We start from the raw sequence: 16,081 nt of genomic DNA on the forward strand, positions 1-16,081 counted from the left end.
CCCTGTCCGGCCGACCCGTCGACTACCGGAGTTCGGTCGAGGCCAGGAGATGTACGTCCGAGAAGGAGGAAATATGGAGTCCCAGGTGCGTGGCGGGACCAGATGGAAGCGGTTCGCTGTGGTCATGGTGCCCAGCGTCGCCGCCACGGCTGCGATAGGTGTCGCCCTCGCGCAGGGCGCTCTCGCCGCGTCGTTCAGTGTCTCCGGCCAGTCGTTCAAGGTCACGACCGACAAGCTCGTCGGTACGGGTTTCTCGCAGTACGGCGCTCTTGACGAGGGCTACACGCTCACCGGCAAGAAGACGGTTCACCCCGTCGCTGTCTCGGGTTTCAAGTCCGCGACGATCAACAACCTGTGCCAGTCCGTGGTCACCCCCGACGTCCCGATCCTCGGGAGCGTCAGCCTGATCCTGCGGGCGGGCGGCGGCGACACGCCGGTTGAGGCCAAGAACCTGTACATCGACGTCGCCGACCTGAACGCGGACGCGACGTTCGAGAACATCGACATCGGTGTGGCTGCCAAGGACGCCAGCAAGGGTCCGGGCATGAAGGGCGGCGGCGAGCAGGCCAACCCCTTCGGCTTCGCCCAGCAGGCCGACAAGGCCACGCTGGTCGACGTGAAGCAGACGGCGTGGGCGACCACCGCCGGAACCTTCAAGCTCAGCGGTCTGAAGATGTCGCTGTCGACGGGTGTCAAGGAGTGCTACTAAGCACTCTCTGACGGGCGGGGGAGCCGATGGCGCCCCCGCCCGTCCACTCTCCACCGCTTTCTTCACAAGCGGTCACACGCTCACCAACTCACCACCGCACCACCACCACAGCAACGCCGTACCAGGGAGCTGTTTTCCATGAGCGCCGAGACTCCTGCCGTACCCGGCCAGTTCACCCGCCGGAGGCTGCAGTTCCGAGCCTGGCGGGGTACGAGGCCGTTCTGGGCCGGTCTGTTCGTCATGTTCGGCGGACTCCCGATCGCCTACTTCCCGTACGCGAACCTCCAACTCGGTCACCTGACGCTGGCGATGCAGACCGCCGGGGGCTCCAGCTCCCTGATCATCGGCGTGCTGCTCGTCGTGCTGGGCTTCACTCTCTGGTTCCAGCAGCACGTCCGCACCTTCGCGGGCATCGCGGCGATCCTGCTGGGCCTGGTGTCCATCCCGCTGTCCAACCTCGGCGGCTTCCTCATCGGCTTCCTCTTCGCCCTCATCGGCGGGGCGATGGCCGTGGCGTGGGCGCCGGCCCCGCCGCCCGAGCAGGAGCCGGCGCAGACGGACACGACGGGGACGGGCGGCGCTCCCGAGGGCCTGGACCCCGACACCACGGTCCTCAAGCCGGTTCAGGACACGGGCGGGTTGTACGAGCAGGGCACCTCCCAGGCCTTCAAGGCCCCGGGGGAGAACGATCTGTCAGGAACGAGCCCGGCGAACGGGGCGAACGGGAGGCACAGTGCCGGCTGACGAGGTGACCCACGGGACTGATGTGGACAAGTCCCGTGTGAGAACCGGGCCGCGTCACGCGGCGCCCAAGAAGCCGCTGTTCACCAGGTTCCACATGCCGGCCGGCAAGGCGATAGCCCTGGCGGCGATGCCCACCGCCGTCCTCATGGGGATGGGGTTCACGCCGACGCTCGCACAGGCCGACAGCAACGACTCGTCGAAGCTGACGTCGAACAGCCTGACGGCCGACGAGTACGACGAGTTCGCCGACCAGTACAAGGACTGCGTGGCGGCCCTGGACGACTCCAAGGACGCGTCGGCCTCGCCGTCGCCCTCCGCGAGCTCCGGTGACTCCACGGGCCAGGACGACTCGTCGGAGCCGGCGCCGTCGGGCTCCTCCGGCCAGGACTCCTCGGGCTCCTCGGACTCCTCGGACACGTCCGGTTCCGCGGGTTCCGCGGGCGGCTCCTCCTCGTCGGATTCAGGTTCCGGCGATGCGGCCGAGCCCACGCCCGCGCCGTCCCCGAGCACGTCGAGCGAGGCCCAGTCCGGCGACACCACCACGCCGTCCCCCTCGCCGTCGGAGTCCTCGGGCAGCGGCGGCAACCTGCTGGAGGACATCGGCGACGCGATCACCGGCATCTTCACGGGCGGCTCCGGCTCGGGCTCCGAGGAGACCGCGAGCCCGACGCCGACGCCCTCCGCGAGCACGGGCGAGGAGACGCCTTCCGGGTCCTCCGACTCCGGCAAGGACACCTCCGAGGGCTCCGACCCCGTCAAGGAGACCGCCGACAAGGTCACCGACACGGTGAAGGACACCACCGACACCGCGTCCAAGGCCGTCGAGGACACGACCGACGCGGCCCAGGAGGCCGCGGGGGACGCTGCCGACGCCGCCACGCCGAGCCCCTCCGCGAGCGAAGGCACGGACGCCGAGGACTGTCCGGCCGCCACCGACGACGAGAGCGGTGTCGACAACAAGGTGCCGGTCGCGGACGACCCCTGGTACCTGGAGGCCAGCTCGCTGCTGCTGAAGGGCGCGGACTACCAGGGCATCGTCGAGGTGAAGACCGCCAACGGCACCAAGAAGAAGGTGCTGAAGTACGTCATCTCCGACGGCACCGACATCGGCGACCTGCACCAGCTGGTCAAGGACAAGCAGTCCGGCAAGACCTACCACGTGCAGGCGGCCCAGGGCTCGACGTCCACGATCCGCGACGGCAAGACGGTGATGTACACCGAGAGCATCTCCGGCAACCTGCTCGGCCTGATCCCGATCACGTTCGACCCGGAGCACCCGCCGCCCCTGAACATCCCGCTGATCTACTTCACCAAGGTGAAGGTCGTGCAGGCGGCCCAGTTCGGTGGCACGCTGCACGTTCCCGGGATGCACATGTTCACGACGGACTGAACGTCCGCACAAGCCCGTTCGGGAGCCGCGAAACACTGAGGGCGCCCCCTGCCACAGGGGGCGCCCTCAGCGCCGTACACGAGCCAGGAGAGGCGTTTGAGGACCCAGCTGAAGGTGACCCGCGACGGCGACGCGTTCATCGCCCGGCTCACGCCCCGTCAGGTGTCGGCGATGTACGAGGCGCTGAGCTTTCTGCGCGATCCGGACCGTGGCGACACGGAGCTGACCCTGCTGATCGGTGCGGGCCGGGAGGCGGTCGACGCACTCCTGGAACGCCTGGCCGGACGGCACACCGAGTCACGCGACTTCCGCCTCACCCTGGAAGAACTCCACATGGTGCACAGCGCGCTGACCGCCGCGCCCACCATGTTCTGCGAGCGCGGTGGCCTCTTCGCGCAGGAGCCGTTCCACATCCGCCTGGGCTTCTACCGGGAGAACTTCGACGCCCTGGCGTACGCCGTCGTCCGCGCGGCGGCCGAGGCGTGACACCCGGCGCGGGCGCCTGAGCACACGCACGAGGGCGCCCCCTGCTCCAGGGGGCGCCCTCAGTGCCGTACAAGGGCCGCGCGGCGGCTCGTGCGGTCAGTCCCGTGCGCCGCCGCCGAGGTGGTGGACGCGGACCATGTTGGTGGTGCCGGGGACCCCGGGCGGGGAACCGGCGGTGATCACCACGATGTCGCCCTCGTTGAACAGACCGAGCTTGACGATCTCCTGGTCCACCAGGTCGACCATCTCGTCGGTGCTGTTCACGAACGGCACCACGTGCGGCTCCACGCCCCAGCTGAGCGTCATCTGGTTGCGGGTGCCCTCGTCCGTGGTGAAGGCCACGATCGGCTGGGCGGCGCGGTAGCGGCACAGGCGGCGGGCGGTGTCGCCGGACTGCGTGAAGGCCACCAGGCCCTTGCCGCCGAGGAAGTCGGCGATCTCGCAGGCCGCGCGGGCCACCGAACCACCCTGCGTACGGGGCTTCTTGCCCGGCACGAGCGGCTGCAGGCCCTTGGAGAGCAGCTCCTGCTCGGCGGCGGCGACGATCTTCGACATCGTCTTGACGGTCTCGATCGGGTACGCGCCGACCGAGGACTCCGCCGACAGCATGACCGCGTCCGCCCCGTCCAGGATCGCGTTGGCCACGTCGGAGGCCTCGGCGCGGGTCGGACGGGAGTTGGTGATCATCGACTCCATCATCTGGGTCGCCACGATCACCGGCTTGGCGTTGCGGCGGCACAGCTCGATGAGCCGCTTCTGCACCATCGGGACCTTCTCGAGCGGGTACTCGACGGCCAGGTCGCCCCGCGCGACCATCACGCCGTCGAACGCCATCACGACGTCCTCCATGTTGGCGACCGCCTGCGGCTTCTCCACCTTGGCGATGACCGGGACGCGGCGGCCGACCTCGTCCATGACCTTGTGGACGTCCTGCACGTCGTTGGCGTCCCGCACGAAGGACAGGGCGACCAGATCGCAGCCCATGTTCAGCGCGAACCGCAGGTCCTCGATGTCCTTCTCGGACAGCGCCGGCACGTTCACGGCCGCGCCGGGCAGGTTGATGCCCTTGTGGTCGGAGACGACGCCGCCCTCGATGACGATCGTCTTCACCCGCGGGCCCTCGACGTCCAGGACCTTCAGCTCGACGTTGCCGTCGTTGATCAGGATCTGGTCGCCGCGCGCGACATCGCCGGGCAGGCCCTTGTAGGTGGTCCCGCAGATGGACTTGTCGCCCGGGACGTCCTCGGTCGTGATGACGAACTCGTCACCGCGCTCCAGCTCGACCGGGCCCTCGGCGAAGGTCTCCAGACGGATCTTCGGGCCCTGCAGGTCGGCGAGCACACCGATGGCCCGCCCGGTCTCCCGGGCGGCGGCCCGCAGGCGCTCGTAGCGCCCCTGGTGGTCCTCGTGGGTGCCGTGGCTGAAGTTGAAGCGGGCCACATTCATGCCCGCCTCGATCAGCGCGACGAGCTGTTCATGGGAGTCGACCGCGGGGCCGAGAGTACAAACGATTTTCGAACGGCGCATGGGACGATCCTATCGGTTTGTTTCGCTGCGGAATATTCCGTCTGGCGGAAGATACAAATGAGCTGTGTATTGCTCAGTCGTGTTACTCAGTCGTTGCCCACCAGCGCGTAGGTCTGCGTCGCGATTTCCAGTTCTTCATCCGTCGGTACCACGGCGACCGCCACCCTCGCGCCGGCGGGGGAGATCAGCCGCGGCTCGTCACCGCGTACGGCGTTCAGTTCGGCGTCCACCACGAGGCCCAGTTGTTCCAGGCCGGCCAGGGCGGCTTCCCGTACCGGCGCCGCGTTCTCGCCCACCCCGGCCGTGAACGCGATCGCGTCCACCGTGCCGAGCACCGCGTAATAGGCGCCGATGTACTTCTTCAGTCGGTGAATGTAGATGTCGAAGGCCAATTGGGCCCGCTCGTCACCTTCGTCGATCCGCCGGCGGATCTCCCGCATGTCGTTGTCGCCGCACAGGCCGATCAATCCACTCTTCTTGTTGAGAAGAGTGTCGATTTCCTCGATGGACATTTCACCAACCCGCGCCAAATGGAAGATGACGGCGGGATCCAGGTCACCGGATCGCGTACCCATCACGAGCCCCTCCAAAGGCGTCAGCCCCATCGAGGTGTCCACGCACCGCCCGCCCCGTACGGCGGACGCGGACGCGCCGTTGCCCAGGTGCAGCACGATGACGTTCACGTCCTTCGGCGCCTTGCCGAGCAGCTCGGCGGTGGCCCGCGAGACGTACGCGTGCGAGGTGCCGTGGAAGCCGTACCGGCGTATGCGGTGCCGGTCGGCGGTCTCGACGTCGATCGCGTAGCGGGCGGCCGACTCCGGCATCGTCGTGTGGAACGCGGTGTCGAAGACGGCGACCTGCGGCAGGTCCGGCCGCAGCTGCTGTGCGGTGCGGATCCCGGTGAGGTTGGCCGGGTTGTGCAGCGGGGCCACCGGTATCAGCCGCTCGATCTCGGCGAGCACGGCGTCGTCGATGACGGTCGGCTCGGTGAAGTGCTTGCCGCCGTGCACCACCCGGTGCCCGATCGCGGCCAGCTCGGCCGAGTCGAGTCCGAGGCCGTCCCTGGCGAGCTCCGCCGACACGGCCTTCAGGGCGGCCTCGTGGTCGGCGATCGGCCCGGTCCACTCACGGCTCTCGCCGCCGCCCGAGACCGGCGTGTGCTTGAGCCGGGAGGTCTCCTCGCCGATGCGCTCGACGAGGCCCACGGCCAGCCGGCTGCTGTCCCGCATGTCGAGCAGCTGGTACTTCACCGACGAGGAGCCGGAGTTGAGGACGAGGACACGGGACGGGCTCACTGGGCGACGGCCTTCTCGTTCGGGGACAGGGCGGGGGACTGGGCCTGGATCGCCGTGATGGCGACGGTGTTGACGATGTCCTGGACCAGGGCACCCCGGGACAGGTCGTTGACGGGCTTGCGCAGACCCTGCAGCACCGGGCCGACGGCGATCGCGCCGGCCGAACGCTGCACGGCCTTGTAGGTGTTGTTGCCTGTATTGAGGTCAGGGAAGATCAGAACCGTCGCCTGCCCGGCCACATCCGACTCCGGCAGCTTGGTCGCGGCGACGGACGGCTCCACGGCGGCGTCGTACTGGATGGGCCCCTCGATCTTCAGATCGGGCCGCCGCTCCCGCACCAGCTCGGTCGCCTCGCGCACCTTGTCGACGTCGGCGCCCGAACCGGACGTACCCGTCGAGTACGACAGCATCGCGATCCGCGGCTCCACCCCGAACTGCTCGGCGGTGGCCGCCGACTGGATGGCGATGTCGGCCAGCTGCTCGGCGTTCGGGTCGGGGTTCACGGCGCAGTCGCCGTAGACGAGGACCTTGTCCGCGAGGCACATGAAGAAGACGGACGACACGATGGAGGAGTCCGGCTTCGTCTTGATGATCTCGAAGCCGGGCCGGATGGTCGCGGCGGTGGAGTGCACGGACCCCGACACCATGCCGTCGGCGAGCCCCTCCTGCACCATCAGCGTCCCGAAGTAGTTCACATCGCTGACGACGTCGTAGGCCAGCTCGACCGTGACCCCCTTGTGGGCGCGCAGCTGGGCGTACTTCTCGGCGAAGGCGTCGCGCAGCTCGCTGGTGGCCGGGTCGATCAGCTGGGAGTCGCCCAGGTCGATGCCGAGGTCGGCGGCCTTCTTGCGGATCTGGTCGACGGGGCCGAGGAGGGTGAGGTCGCAGACACCGCGCCGCAGCAGCACCTCGGCCGCGTGCAGGACGCGCTGCTCGGTGCCCTCGGGCAGCACGATGCGGCGCATGTTCGAGCGGGCCTGCTCCAGGAGCTTGTGCTCGAACATCATCGGCGTGACCCGGTCGTTGCTCGGTGCCGAGACCCGCTTGATCAGGTCGCCGGTGTCGACGTACCGCTCGAAGAGGCCGAGGGCGGTCTCCGCCTTGCGCGGGGTGGCCGCGTTCAGCTTCCCCTCCAGGGAGAACAGCTGCTCGGCGGTGGGGAAGCTGTAGCCGGGCACCGACAGCACCGGGGTGCCCGGGGCGAGGCGCGCGGCGAGGGTGAGGATCTCCTCGCCGGGGCGCTCGTCCAGGGTGAGCAGCACACCGGCGATCGGCGGGGTGCCGGCGCTGTGCGCGGCCAGCGAGCCGACGACCAGGTCGGCGCGGTCGCCCGGGGTGACGACCAGGCAGCCCGGGGTCAGGGCGCTGAGGAAGTTCGGCAGCATGGCGCCGCCGAAGACGAACCCGAGGGCGTCGCGCGCGAGCCCCGAGTCGTCCCCCAGGAGGACCTTCGCGCCGAGGGACTGGGCGATCTGCGCGACGGTCGGCGCGGAGAGCGCGGGCTCGTCCGGGACGACGTAACAGGGCACCGGCAGCCGCGAATCCAGCCGCTCGGCGATCTCGTCCCGGTCCTCCCGGGCCACCCGGTTGGTGACCATGGCCAGCACGTCGCAGCCCAGGCTGTCGTACGCCCGATAGGCGTTCCGCGTCTCGGCCAGCACGGACTCGGCGGTCTGCCCCCGCCCGCCCGCGACGGGTATCACGGACGCGCCGAACTCGTTCGCCAGCCGGGCGTTGAGGGACAGCTCGTCCGGGAGCTGGGTGTCGGCGTAGTCGGTGCCGAGGACGAGAACGACGTCGTAGTCGCGGGCGACGACATGGAACCGGTCGACGAGCGTGGACACCAGCTCATCGGTCCCGCGCTCGGCCTGGAGGGCGGACGCCTCGTGGTAGTCCATGCCGTAGACCGTGGCCGGGTCCTGGGAGAGGCGGTAGCGGGAGCGCAGCAACTCGAACAGCCGGTCGGGACTGTGATGCACCAGCGGCCGGAACACCCCCACCCGGTCGACCTGCCGGGTCAGGAGCTCCATGACCCCCAGTTCGACGACCTGGCGGCCGTCACCGCGGTCGATTCCGGTCACGTACACGCTGCGCGTCACGTGTGCTCTCCGTTTCGTCTGTTCGTCCGTCTGTTCGTCCGTCAGCGGCTTGGCGGAGCCTCTGGTCGCAAATTCGCCCAGTGAGGTGAGCGAAACCCTCTTGACAATACCCTTGCCGGTGGATAAGGCGCCCGTCAGGACCGGGGGTCGGACATGCGACGGCGCAAGGCCGGGAACATGAAACAATCGGACTGGCTCACCGGTATCAACAGCGAGCAGGAGACACAGCACGATGCGTATCGGAGTTCTCACCGCAGGCGGCGACTGCCCGGGCCTGAACGCAGTGATCCGGTCGGTCGTGCACCGGGCCGTCGCTCATTACGGCGACGAGGTGATCGGTTTCGAGGACGGATACGCGGGCCTGCTGGACGGCCGCTACCAGAGCCTCGACCTGGAGGCGGTCGGCGGCATCCTGGCGCGCGGCGGCACGATCCTGGGCTCGTCGAGGCTGGAGCGCGACCGCTTGCGCGAGGCGTGCGACAGCGCCCCCGACATCGCCCGTGACTTCGGCATCGACGCGCTGATCCCGATCGGCGGCGAGGGAACCCTGACGGCGGCGCGGATGCTGTCGGACGCGGGCCTGCCGGTGGTCGGCGTGCCGAAGACGATCGATAACGACATCTCGTCGACGGACCGGACGTTCGGCTTCGACACGGCGGTCGGGGTCGCCACGGAGGCCATGGACCGCCTGAAGACGACCGCGGAGTCACACCAGCGGGTGATGGTGGTGGAGGTCATGGGCCGCCACGCCGGCTGGATCGCGCTGGAGTCCGGCATGGCGGCCGGTGCGCACGGCATCTGCCTCCCGGAGCGCCCGTTCGACCCGGGCGACCTCGTGAAGATGGTCGAGGAGCGCTTCGCGCGCGGCAAGAAGTTCGCGGTCATCTGCGTCGCCGAGGGCGCCCACCCCGCCGAGGGCACCATGGACTACGGCAAGGGCGAGATCGACCAGTACGGCCACGAGCGCTTCCAGGGCATCGGCACGGCACTGGCGTTCGAGCTGGAGCGCCGCCTCGGCAAGGAGGCCAAGCCGGTCATTCTCGGCCACGTCCAGCGCGGCGGCACGCCGACGGCGTACGACCGCGTCCTCGCCACCCGCTTCGGCTGGCATGCCGTGGAGGCCGCGCACCAGGGCGAGTTCGGCAAGATGACCGCACTGCGGGGGACCGACGTGGTGATGGTGCCGCTGGCGGAGGCGGTCACCGAGCTCAAGACGGTGCCGAAGGACCGGATGGACGAGGCGGAGTCGGTCTTCTAGGGCCCGGTTCCCGAGTGCCCGGGGGCCTCAGGGCGCTCTCCCGACAGTCGTCCAGAAGTGATCGACGATCCGGTCGAGGTACTCCCGGCCGGCCGCACCGGAGTGGCTGTTGTCGCCGCCCCAGCTGAGGGTGGCCGTCATCTGCCCCTGGTAGTTCTGGTGCAGCTCCTGGAGGGCGGTCTCCAGGATGCGCCGGTCCAGCGGCACCATCTTGCCGACCGGGCGCACGTACCCCTGCCAGCGCGTCGTCACGGCACTGCGCAGCAGTTCGGCGAGCTTCCCGTCGCGGCCCGTGACGGTGATGAAGTCCGGCAGCGACAGACCGAGGATGTCCGCGAGGGCGGCGGACTGGCGGTCGGTGCCGCGCCAGTCGTCGAGTTCCTCCATGCGGAGATAGGCCGGGAGGTCGTGGCCGACGGTACGGGCCACGTCCTCGGGTGCGAGCCCGCGGGCGATGCGGTGCTCACGCAACGTCCGCGGCTTGCCGAGCAGCTCACTGGGCGAGCACCACAGCACCCCTGCGAGCGCGGTGAGCTCATTGCTGGTCGGGGCGGCGAGCTCCCGTTCCCAGGCGACGACCAGGTCTTCGGTGACGTAGGGAAGCCCGTACGAGGCCCGCATGCCGTAGGCCACATGCCCGGGGCCCATGTTGAGGGCGGCGCGGAGCTTGCGGGCGGCGGTGGCGTTGAAGGGGGGAGTGGGTGGGGTCCGGTGGCTGGAGCGGTTCGGGTGTCTGGGGCTGTGGTGGTCGGAGCGATCGTGGCGGTCGTGGTGGTGGGGCTGGTTCGGTTGGGCTGGGGGTCGGCGCACGGGGCACAACGTAGGCCCGGCGGCGTGGGGTGACTACGGTCTGTTCGGCCAGGATTACGGATTGTATGAAACTACGGCTACTGGCGGGTTGGTTTACGGGAGGTGATCGTCTGTCGGGCGGGGCGGTGTGCGCGGGCCGTGCCCCCAGGGCGGTGGGGCAGGCTCCGACCGGGTGGTGACCGCCGGTGAACGGCAAGCTCACAGGGCATATTCGGAATCGCGCTCCGCAGTCGATCTCTTTGTCGTCCATGGAGAGGGCGCTGCGGCCATGGATCGTACGAACGGACATCGAAGAGGAGTACGTCATGCTCGACGCGCCGCGCACCCGTCGAGGGATGGGTGACAGGCGGCTCAATCCCGACGTCCCTCACCCCTTCACCGCCCCGCCCAACGCAAACCCCCCACCCAACCGCCGGGCCACCAGCACATAAAGCAGAATCACCGGTGTCGAGTAAATGATCGAAAACGCCGCCAGCTGCCCGTACACCACCGTCCCCCGATTTCCGAAGAACTCATTGATGCTCACCGCCGCAGGCATCTGATCCGGCGTGAGCAGGAGCATGAACGGCACGAAGAAGTTGCCCCACATCATCACGAACGAGAACACCGTCACGACCGCCACCCCCGGCCCCATCAGCGGCAGCACCACCCGCACCAGCGACTGAAGCGACGACGCCCCGTCCGTCCAGGCGGCCTCCTCCAGTTCCTTCGGCACCCCGTCCATGAAGTTCTTCATCAGCCAGATCGCGAACGGCAATTGCGAGGCGGCGAAGAAGAAAATCGTGCCCTGCATGGTGTCGATCAGGTTCACCTGCACGAACAGCGCATACACCGGCACCATGATCGCCGTGATCGGCAAACCGGTGGCGAAAAGGATCGTGAGCAGGAACGGCCGGTTCAAACGCGACCGGAACCGCGACAGCGGATACGCGGCCAGCGCCGCGCACGCCACCGTCAGCGCCGTGCCCCCGCCGCACAGGAGCAGGCTGTTGAGCAGGGGCGTGAAGGTGATGTCCGGGGTCAGGACGGCGTCGAAGTTGTCCAGGGTCACGCCCTCGGGGAGCTTCACCTGGAGGTTGGCGTTCGTGTCCAGCGAGGAGAGGATCACCCACGCCAACGGGAGCATGAACGCGGCGGCCACCACCAGGAGGCCGGCGTCGGCGGCCAGACGGCGGCTGGTCCTGCGGGAGGAGAGAGTCCGGGGCGTACGGGGCGTCGTGCCGGGCGTGCGGGGCGTACGGGGCATGGTCGTCAGGCCTCCGTTCGCAGGAGTCGTAGGTAGACCACCGAGAACAGTGAACCCACCACGAGCAACAACAGGGCGACCGCCGTGCCGTACCCGATCAGGCTCTTCTGGAACGCCTCCTCGTACATCAACAGCGGGAGGGTCTGGCTCTTGCCGCCCGGGCCGCCCCTCGTCATCACCCAGATCAGGCCGAAGACGGACAGGGTCTGGAGGGTGATGAGCATCAGGTTCGTGCCGATGGAGCGGCGGATCATCGGAAGCGTGATGTGCCACATACGGCGCCAGCCGCCGGCGCCGTCGACCTCCGCCGCCTCCGTGATCTCCTGGGGGATCTCGTTCAGCGCCGCCGAGTAGACCAGCATCGAGAAGGCCGTACCCCGCCAGACGTTCGCGAACGACACCGCCAGGATCGGGAGGGTGAACAGCCAGTTCTGGCTGGGGAGATGGAGCCGGTCGAGGATGGCGTTCAGGGTGCCCTCGCGGCGGAAGAAGGCGTAGAGGAGGAAGCCGGCGACCACCTCCGGCAGGACCCATGCCGTGATGACGACGGCGCCCACCAGCGTGCGCACCGGCTTCGACGCGCGCTGCATCAGCGCGGCCAGGGCCAGGCCCAGGGTGTTCTGGCCGATCAGGGCCGAGATGACGGTGAAGACGAGGGTGAGCCGGACCGCGTTGAGGAACGCCTCGTCGTCGAACGCCGTACGGAAGTTGTCGAAGCCGACGAACGACGACTCGGCCTGGCCGGTCAGCTGGAGGTCGGTGAAGGCGATGTAGGCGCAGTAGGCGATGGGGCCGGCGAGGAAGAGGAGCAGGAGGACGACGGCGGGGGAGAGGGGGAGGGCTCGGGCGAGGGAGCGGGGCAGGGGGCGGGGGCGGTGTGGCGAAGGGGGTGGGGTGGTCGGTTCCGATGCCGGCCTTTTCGTCACGGTGGTCATGAGCAGCGGCTCATTTCTCGATCACCTGGTTGTCCGCCGCCGTCTTCAGCTCCTCGTCGTAGCCCTTCGCCGCCTCGTCGACCGACATGTCACCCGTCGTCACGCCCTCCATCGCCTCCTGGATCGCGGTGGAGACCTTCGGGTACGCCGGGTAGGCGGGGCGGTAGTGGGTGCTGCGGACCAGGTCCGTGAAGAACTTGATGCCGGGTTGGGCGGTCGTGTACGCCGGGTCCTTCGCCACGTCGTTGCGGACCGCGATGCCCGAGTTGGCGATGTACCACTTCTGGGCGTTCGCCTTCGTCTGCATCGTCCTGACGAACTCGAAGGCCAGGTCCGGGTTGGCCGCCTTGGCCGGGATCGCCCAGGTCCAGCCGCCCGACATGCTCACCTTGCCGGGGGTCTGGCCGTTCTGGGTCGGCATGGCGGCGAGGCCGAGCTCGTCGGACCACTCGGGCCACTCGTGGCCGCTGCCGGGGAGCCAGTCCTGGGGGAGCCAGGAGCCGTCGAGGGCGATGGCGAGCTTGCCCTGCGGGAGCCACTCGCCGCGGACGCGCGTCATGACGTTGGGGTCGAGGGCGTCGGAGACGTCCGGGCCGAGTTTCTCCTTGTAGACGGTCTGTACGAAGCCGAGGGCGTCCTTGAATCCCTGGCTGCCGGCGATCCACTTCTTGGCGGACCTGTCGTACAGGGGGTCCGACGTTCCGTCGTCCGTGCCGGCCTCGTTCGCACCCGTGCCGTAGAGCAGCATCTCGAAGGTCTGCATCGTGGCGGCCTCGCCGACGGGCTTGCCCGTGTAGACGTTGAGGGGGATGACGTCGGGGACCTTCCGTTTGATGGTGCGGGCCGCTTCGAGGACGTCGTCCCAGGTCTTCGGCTGCCAGTCGGCGGGCAGGCCGGCCTTCTTGAAGATGTCCTTGCTGAACCACAGGCCCCGGGTGTCCGTGCCGTCCGGGACGCCGTACGTCTTGCCGTCCTCGCCCTTGGCCGCCGCCTTCGCCGTGTCGACGAACTGGTTCCAGTCCTGCCACTTGGAGAGGTAGGAGTCGAGAGGCTTGAGGTAGCCGCTGGTGATGTCCGAGTTGATGAGGAAGGTGTCCTCGTAGACCAGGTCGGGGGCGGTCTTGGGGGAGCGGAGCATCTGCTGGAGCTTGGAGTAGTACTCCGAGTCCGGGGCATTGATGGGGACGAACTCGACCTTCTTGCCGGGGTTGGCCTTCTCGAACTGCTTCTTGATGTCCGCGAGGTAGGTGTCCATCACCTTGATGGAGTTGTCCGTGGACTGTTTGAAGGAGACCCTCAGGGTGTCCGGATCGCTTCCCGAACCGCTGCCGCAGGCCGTGAGGGCGGTGGCGGTGAGGGCGGTGACGAGGAGTGTGGGGAGAACGGGGCGGGCGGCGGTGGGGCGCACGGGCATGACCTCCTGCGGGCTCACTTCGTTGTGGCGCGGGGATGGCTGCCCGGTGAACGTAGATCGAGTGGTCTAGTCAGGTCAATGTGTGTGCGGCCGATTGGGCGGTGGGGTGGCGGGATGGGGTGGAGGGGGAGCTACTCCGGCAGTTCGGCGGCGCGGGTGCGGGCGTGGGCGGCTTCGGTGGGGGCGTTGGCTCGGGTGTAGGCGTCGGCGGACCGGAGGTGGGTGGCGCGGGCCTCGGTGGGGCGGTCGGCGGCCTCATGGGCGAGGGCCAGGGCATGCAGGGCCTGGCCCTCGCCGTACCAGTCCTCGAACTCCCGGTACACCTCCAGTGACTTGCCGTACGCCTCGATCGCCTCCTCCACCCGACCCGTCTCCTGCAGGTCGTTGCCGAGGCTGTGCCACGCCTTGGCCTCACGGTGGCGGTCTCCGGTGGCCCGGCACAGGTCGCGGGCCTGGGTGTGGGCGTCGATCGCTTCCTCTGTGCGGCCCGCCTCCTGCTGGGCGTTGCCGAGGTTGTGCCATGCTCCGGCCTCGCAGTGGCGGTCTCCGGTGGCCCGGCACAGGTCGCGGGCCTGGGTGTGGGCGTCGATCGCTTCCTCTGTGCGGCCCGCCTCCCGCAGAGCGATGCCGAGGTTGTCCCAGGCCATGGCCTCGCTCGCGCTGTATCCGGTGGCCCGGTACAGGTCGCGGGCGCACGTGTGGGCGTCGATCGCTTCCTCCGCCCGGCCTGCCTCCCGCAGGGCGACGCCGAGGTGGTCCCACGCGATGGCCTCGCCCAGCCGGTCCCCAGCAAGGTGGGTGGCCTCCCGCGCGGCCTCCGCCACCGCGATCCAGTCGTCGAAATACCGCCGCGAGTACAGGTACTCGCCCAGGCACTGGGCCAGCCGCACCGCCGTGCCCGCGAACCGCTCCTCGCGCCCCCACGCCACCGCCGCCACCAGGCCCGCCCGCTCCCCGTCCAGCCACGCCAGCGCCTGCCCCCGGTCCCCGAACCGCTCCGGCTCCTCCCTCCCCGGCAGCCACCGCAACCGGTCATCAGCCGCATCCGCCCACCGGTGGTAGAAGGCCAGCACCCGCTCCCGCGCGGCCTCCCCCTCCTCCCGCAACCCCGCATCCCCCGCCACCACACCCACCCCGAACACCCGCACCAGGTCATGCACCCGCCACCGCACAGCGGACGCCGTCCCGTTGCTGCCGCGCACCGGCATGACCAGATGTCTGGCGGCCAGGTCCTCCAGCAGGGACAGCACGGCCCCCGTGTCGCGGCCGGCAAGAGCGGTGATCGCCTCCGTGCCGGTCTCCGCACCCGGAGCAAGACAGAGCAGCCGCAGCAGCCGGGCCTCCCCGGGCGGCAGTCGCTGGTACGAGGTCTCCAGCACAGGGCGCAGGACAAGTGAGCGTCCATACAGGTCGGTTCCCGGGCTACCGCGGTCAAGGACGGAGGTCGGGTCCCCGGCATCCCGGATCTCGGCCACCAGAGACGCGATGTCCCGATGGCGTCGCCGACGCAGCATCCCCGCGGCGATCTGGAGGGCCAGGGGCAAGTGGCCGCAAAGGTCCGCCAGTTCACGCAGTGCGTCGGGTTCGAGCGCGGGGCGGTCGTCGCGTTCGTCGGTGTCGTGCAGGGCGCGCGTCACCAGGTCGACGGAGTGATCCGGAGCGAGTGCTTCCAGGTCGATCTGGCGCACCGGAAGGGCGTCGGGCCGGTCCCGTGAAGTGATGAGCACCCGGTGGTGGTCCGTACCGGGCAGCAGGGGCAGGTACTGGGACGGCTCCGACGCGTTGTCCAGGATCAGCAGCATCCGGTCCCGCCGTTCGGTGAGGAGCGCGCGGTATGCGTCGTACTGGCGCTCCGTCGTCGGCGGCAGTTCCCGGTCCCGTACCCCAAGCGCATCGAGCAGCGCCAGGACCGCCTGATCAGCCGTAACCGGGTCGTCGTCGTACCCGCGCAGGTCCACGAAGAGCGTCCCGCCCGGGAACCAGCCCCGTGCACGGGCCCGGTGCGCCGCCTCCACCGCCAGCGCCGTCTTCCCGATGCCGCCCATACCGGTGACGGCGAAGATGAGGAGCGGGAGCGCGGCCGTGTCGTCCCCGTCGGGGGAGAGGTGCGGCAGCAGGCGCTCCAGTTCCTCCGAGCGCCCGGTGAAGCCCAGCGGGCGGGGTGGCAA

Annotated in this window: 13 protein-coding genes; 5 read left to right on the plus strand and 8 right to left on the minus strand. The window is 69.3% G+C overall.

Going from position 1 to position 16,081, the window contains the following annotated elements; genetic code table 11:
- Nucleotides 1–73: 73 nt before the first annotated feature.
- From ACIBU0_RS11865 to ACIBU0_RS11880, 4 genes are all read left to right on the plus strand, one after another.
- A complete protein-coding gene (locus ACIBU0_RS11865; protein WP_398815433.1) occupies nucleotides 74–709 on the plus strand; it encodes a DUF6230 family protein in 636 nt (211 codons plus the stop codon).
- Nucleotides 710–847: 138 nt separating this feature from the next.
- Entirely contained in the window at nucleotides 848–1,453 is a 606-nt protein-coding gene (locus ACIBU0_RS11870; RefSeq protein ID WP_398815436.1) for a DUF6114 domain-containing protein, read from the plus strand.
- Nucleotides 1,443–2,843 carry a hypothetical protein gene (locus tag ACIBU0_RS11875; RefSeq protein WP_398815439.1) on the plus strand — a complete coding sequence of 467 codons (1,401 nt, stop codon included), beginning with the start codon at nucleotides 1,443–1,445 and terminating at the stop codon, nucleotides 2,841–2,843. The genes ACIBU0_RS11870 and ACIBU0_RS11875 overlap by 11 nt, the downstream gene beginning before the upstream one ends.
- A gap of 96 nt (nucleotides 2,844–2,939) precedes the next feature.
- Nucleotides 2,940–3,329 (plus strand): hypothetical protein, encoded by a 390-nt coding sequence (locus tag ACIBU0_RS11880; protein ID WP_398815442.1) that lies wholly within the window; start codon nucleotides 2,940–2,942, stop codon nucleotides 3,327–3,329.
- Nucleotides 3,330–3,425: 96 nt separating this feature from the next.
- On the opposite strand, the gene pyk is transcribed toward ACIBU0_RS11880, so the two are convergent.
- From pyk to pta, 3 genes are all read right to left on the minus strand, one after another.
- On the minus strand, nucleotides 3,426–4,856 hold the full coding sequence (gene pyk, locus ACIBU0_RS11885) for a pyruvate kinase (RefSeq protein WP_398815444.1): 1,431 nt from the start codon (nucleotides 4,854–4,856) through the stop codon (nucleotides 3,426–3,428).
- An 86-nt stretch (nucleotides 4,857–4,942) separates the two neighbouring features.
- Nucleotides 4,943–6,151 (minus strand): acetate kinase, encoded by a 1,209-nt coding sequence (locus ACIBU0_RS11890; RefSeq protein ID WP_398815447.1) that lies wholly within the window; start codon nucleotides 6,149–6,151, stop codon nucleotides 4,943–4,945.
- Nucleotides 6,148–8,250, minus strand: coding sequence for a phosphate acetyltransferase (gene pta / locus ACIBU0_RS11895; RefSeq protein ID WP_398815450.1), 2,103 nt, complete (start codon nucleotides 8,248–8,250; stop codon nucleotides 6,148–6,150). The genes ACIBU0_RS11890 and pta overlap by 4 nt, the downstream gene beginning before the upstream one ends.
- A 232-nt stretch (nucleotides 8,251–8,482) precedes the next feature.
- Here pta and ACIBU0_RS11900 point away from each other — a divergent pair, with 232 nt between their 5' ends.
- Entirely contained in the window at nucleotides 8,483–9,508 is a 1,026-nt protein-coding gene (locus ACIBU0_RS11900) for an ATP-dependent 6-phosphofructokinase (RefSeq protein ID WP_398815453.1), read from the plus strand.
- Nucleotides 9,509–9,535: 27 nt separating this feature from the next.
- Here the strand turns inward: ACIBU0_RS11900 and ACIBU0_RS11905 are convergent, their stop codons facing one another.
- The 5 genes from ACIBU0_RS11905 to ACIBU0_RS11925 form a co-directional block, all read right to left on the minus strand.
- Nucleotides 9,536–10,318 (minus strand): XRE family transcriptional regulator, encoded by a 783-nt coding sequence (locus tag ACIBU0_RS11905; RefSeq protein WP_398815456.1) that lies wholly within the window; start codon nucleotides 10,316–10,318, stop codon nucleotides 9,536–9,538.
- 367 nt (nucleotides 10,319–10,685) lie between these two features.
- On the minus strand, nucleotides 10,686–11,564 hold the full coding sequence (locus ACIBU0_RS11910; protein ID WP_398815459.1) for a carbohydrate ABC transporter permease: 879 nt from the start codon (nucleotides 11,562–11,564) through the stop codon (nucleotides 10,686–10,688).
- 5 nt (nucleotides 11,565–11,569) lie between these two features.
- A complete protein-coding gene (locus ACIBU0_RS11915) occupies nucleotides 11,570–12,499 on the minus strand; it encodes a carbohydrate ABC transporter permease (protein ID WP_398815462.1) in 930 nt (309 codons plus the stop codon).
- Between the two features lie 10 nt (nucleotides 12,500–12,509).
- Nucleotides 12,510–13,913 (minus strand): extracellular solute-binding protein, encoded by a 1,404-nt coding sequence (locus tag ACIBU0_RS11920; RefSeq protein ID WP_398815465.1) that lies wholly within the window; start codon nucleotides 13,911–13,913, stop codon nucleotides 12,510–12,512.
- A 131-nt stretch (nucleotides 13,914–14,044) separates the two neighbouring features.
- Nucleotides 14,045–16,081, minus strand: a complete 2,037-nt coding sequence (locus ACIBU0_RS11925) for a tetratricopeptide repeat protein (RefSeq protein WP_398815468.1) — start codon at nucleotides 16,079–16,081, stop codon at nucleotides 14,045–14,047.

The organism is Streptomyces sp. NPDC049627 (genome assembly GCF_044465645.1).
In the GTDB taxonomy this organism is placed as follows: Bacteria; Actinomycetota; Actinomycetes; order Streptomycetales; family Streptomycetaceae; genus Streptomyces.

Bases quoted from the DNA above. Each gene is read 5' to 3' on its own strand.
- ACIBU0_RS11900 (WP_398815453.1), top strand. From the start codon at position 8,483: ATGCGTATCGGAGTTCTCACCGCAGGCGGCGACTGCCCGGGCCTGAAC.
- ACIBU0_RS11910 (WP_398815459.1), bottom strand. From the start codon at position 11,564: ATGCCCCGTACGCCCCGCACGCCCGGCACGACGCCCCGTACGCCCCGG.
- ACIBU0_RS11865 (WP_398815433.1), top strand. From the start codon at position 74: ATGGAGTCCCAGGTGCGTGGCGGGACCAGATGGAAGCGGTTCGCTGTG.
- ACIBU0_RS11915 (WP_398815462.1), bottom strand. From the start codon at position 12,499: ATGACCACCGTGACGAAAAGGCCGGCATCGGAACCGACCACCCCACCC.
- ACIBU0_RS11870 (WP_398815436.1), top strand. From the start codon at position 848: ATGAGCGCCGAGACTCCTGCCGTACCCGGCCAGTTCACCCGCCGGAGG.
- ACIBU0_RS11920 (WP_398815465.1), bottom strand. From the start codon at position 13,913: ATGCCCGTGCGCCCCACCGCCGCCCGCCCCGTTCTCCCCACACTCCTC.
- pyk (WP_398815444.1), bottom strand. From the start codon at position 4,856: ATGCGCCGTTCGAAAATCGTTTGTACTCTCGGCCCCGCGGTCGACTCC.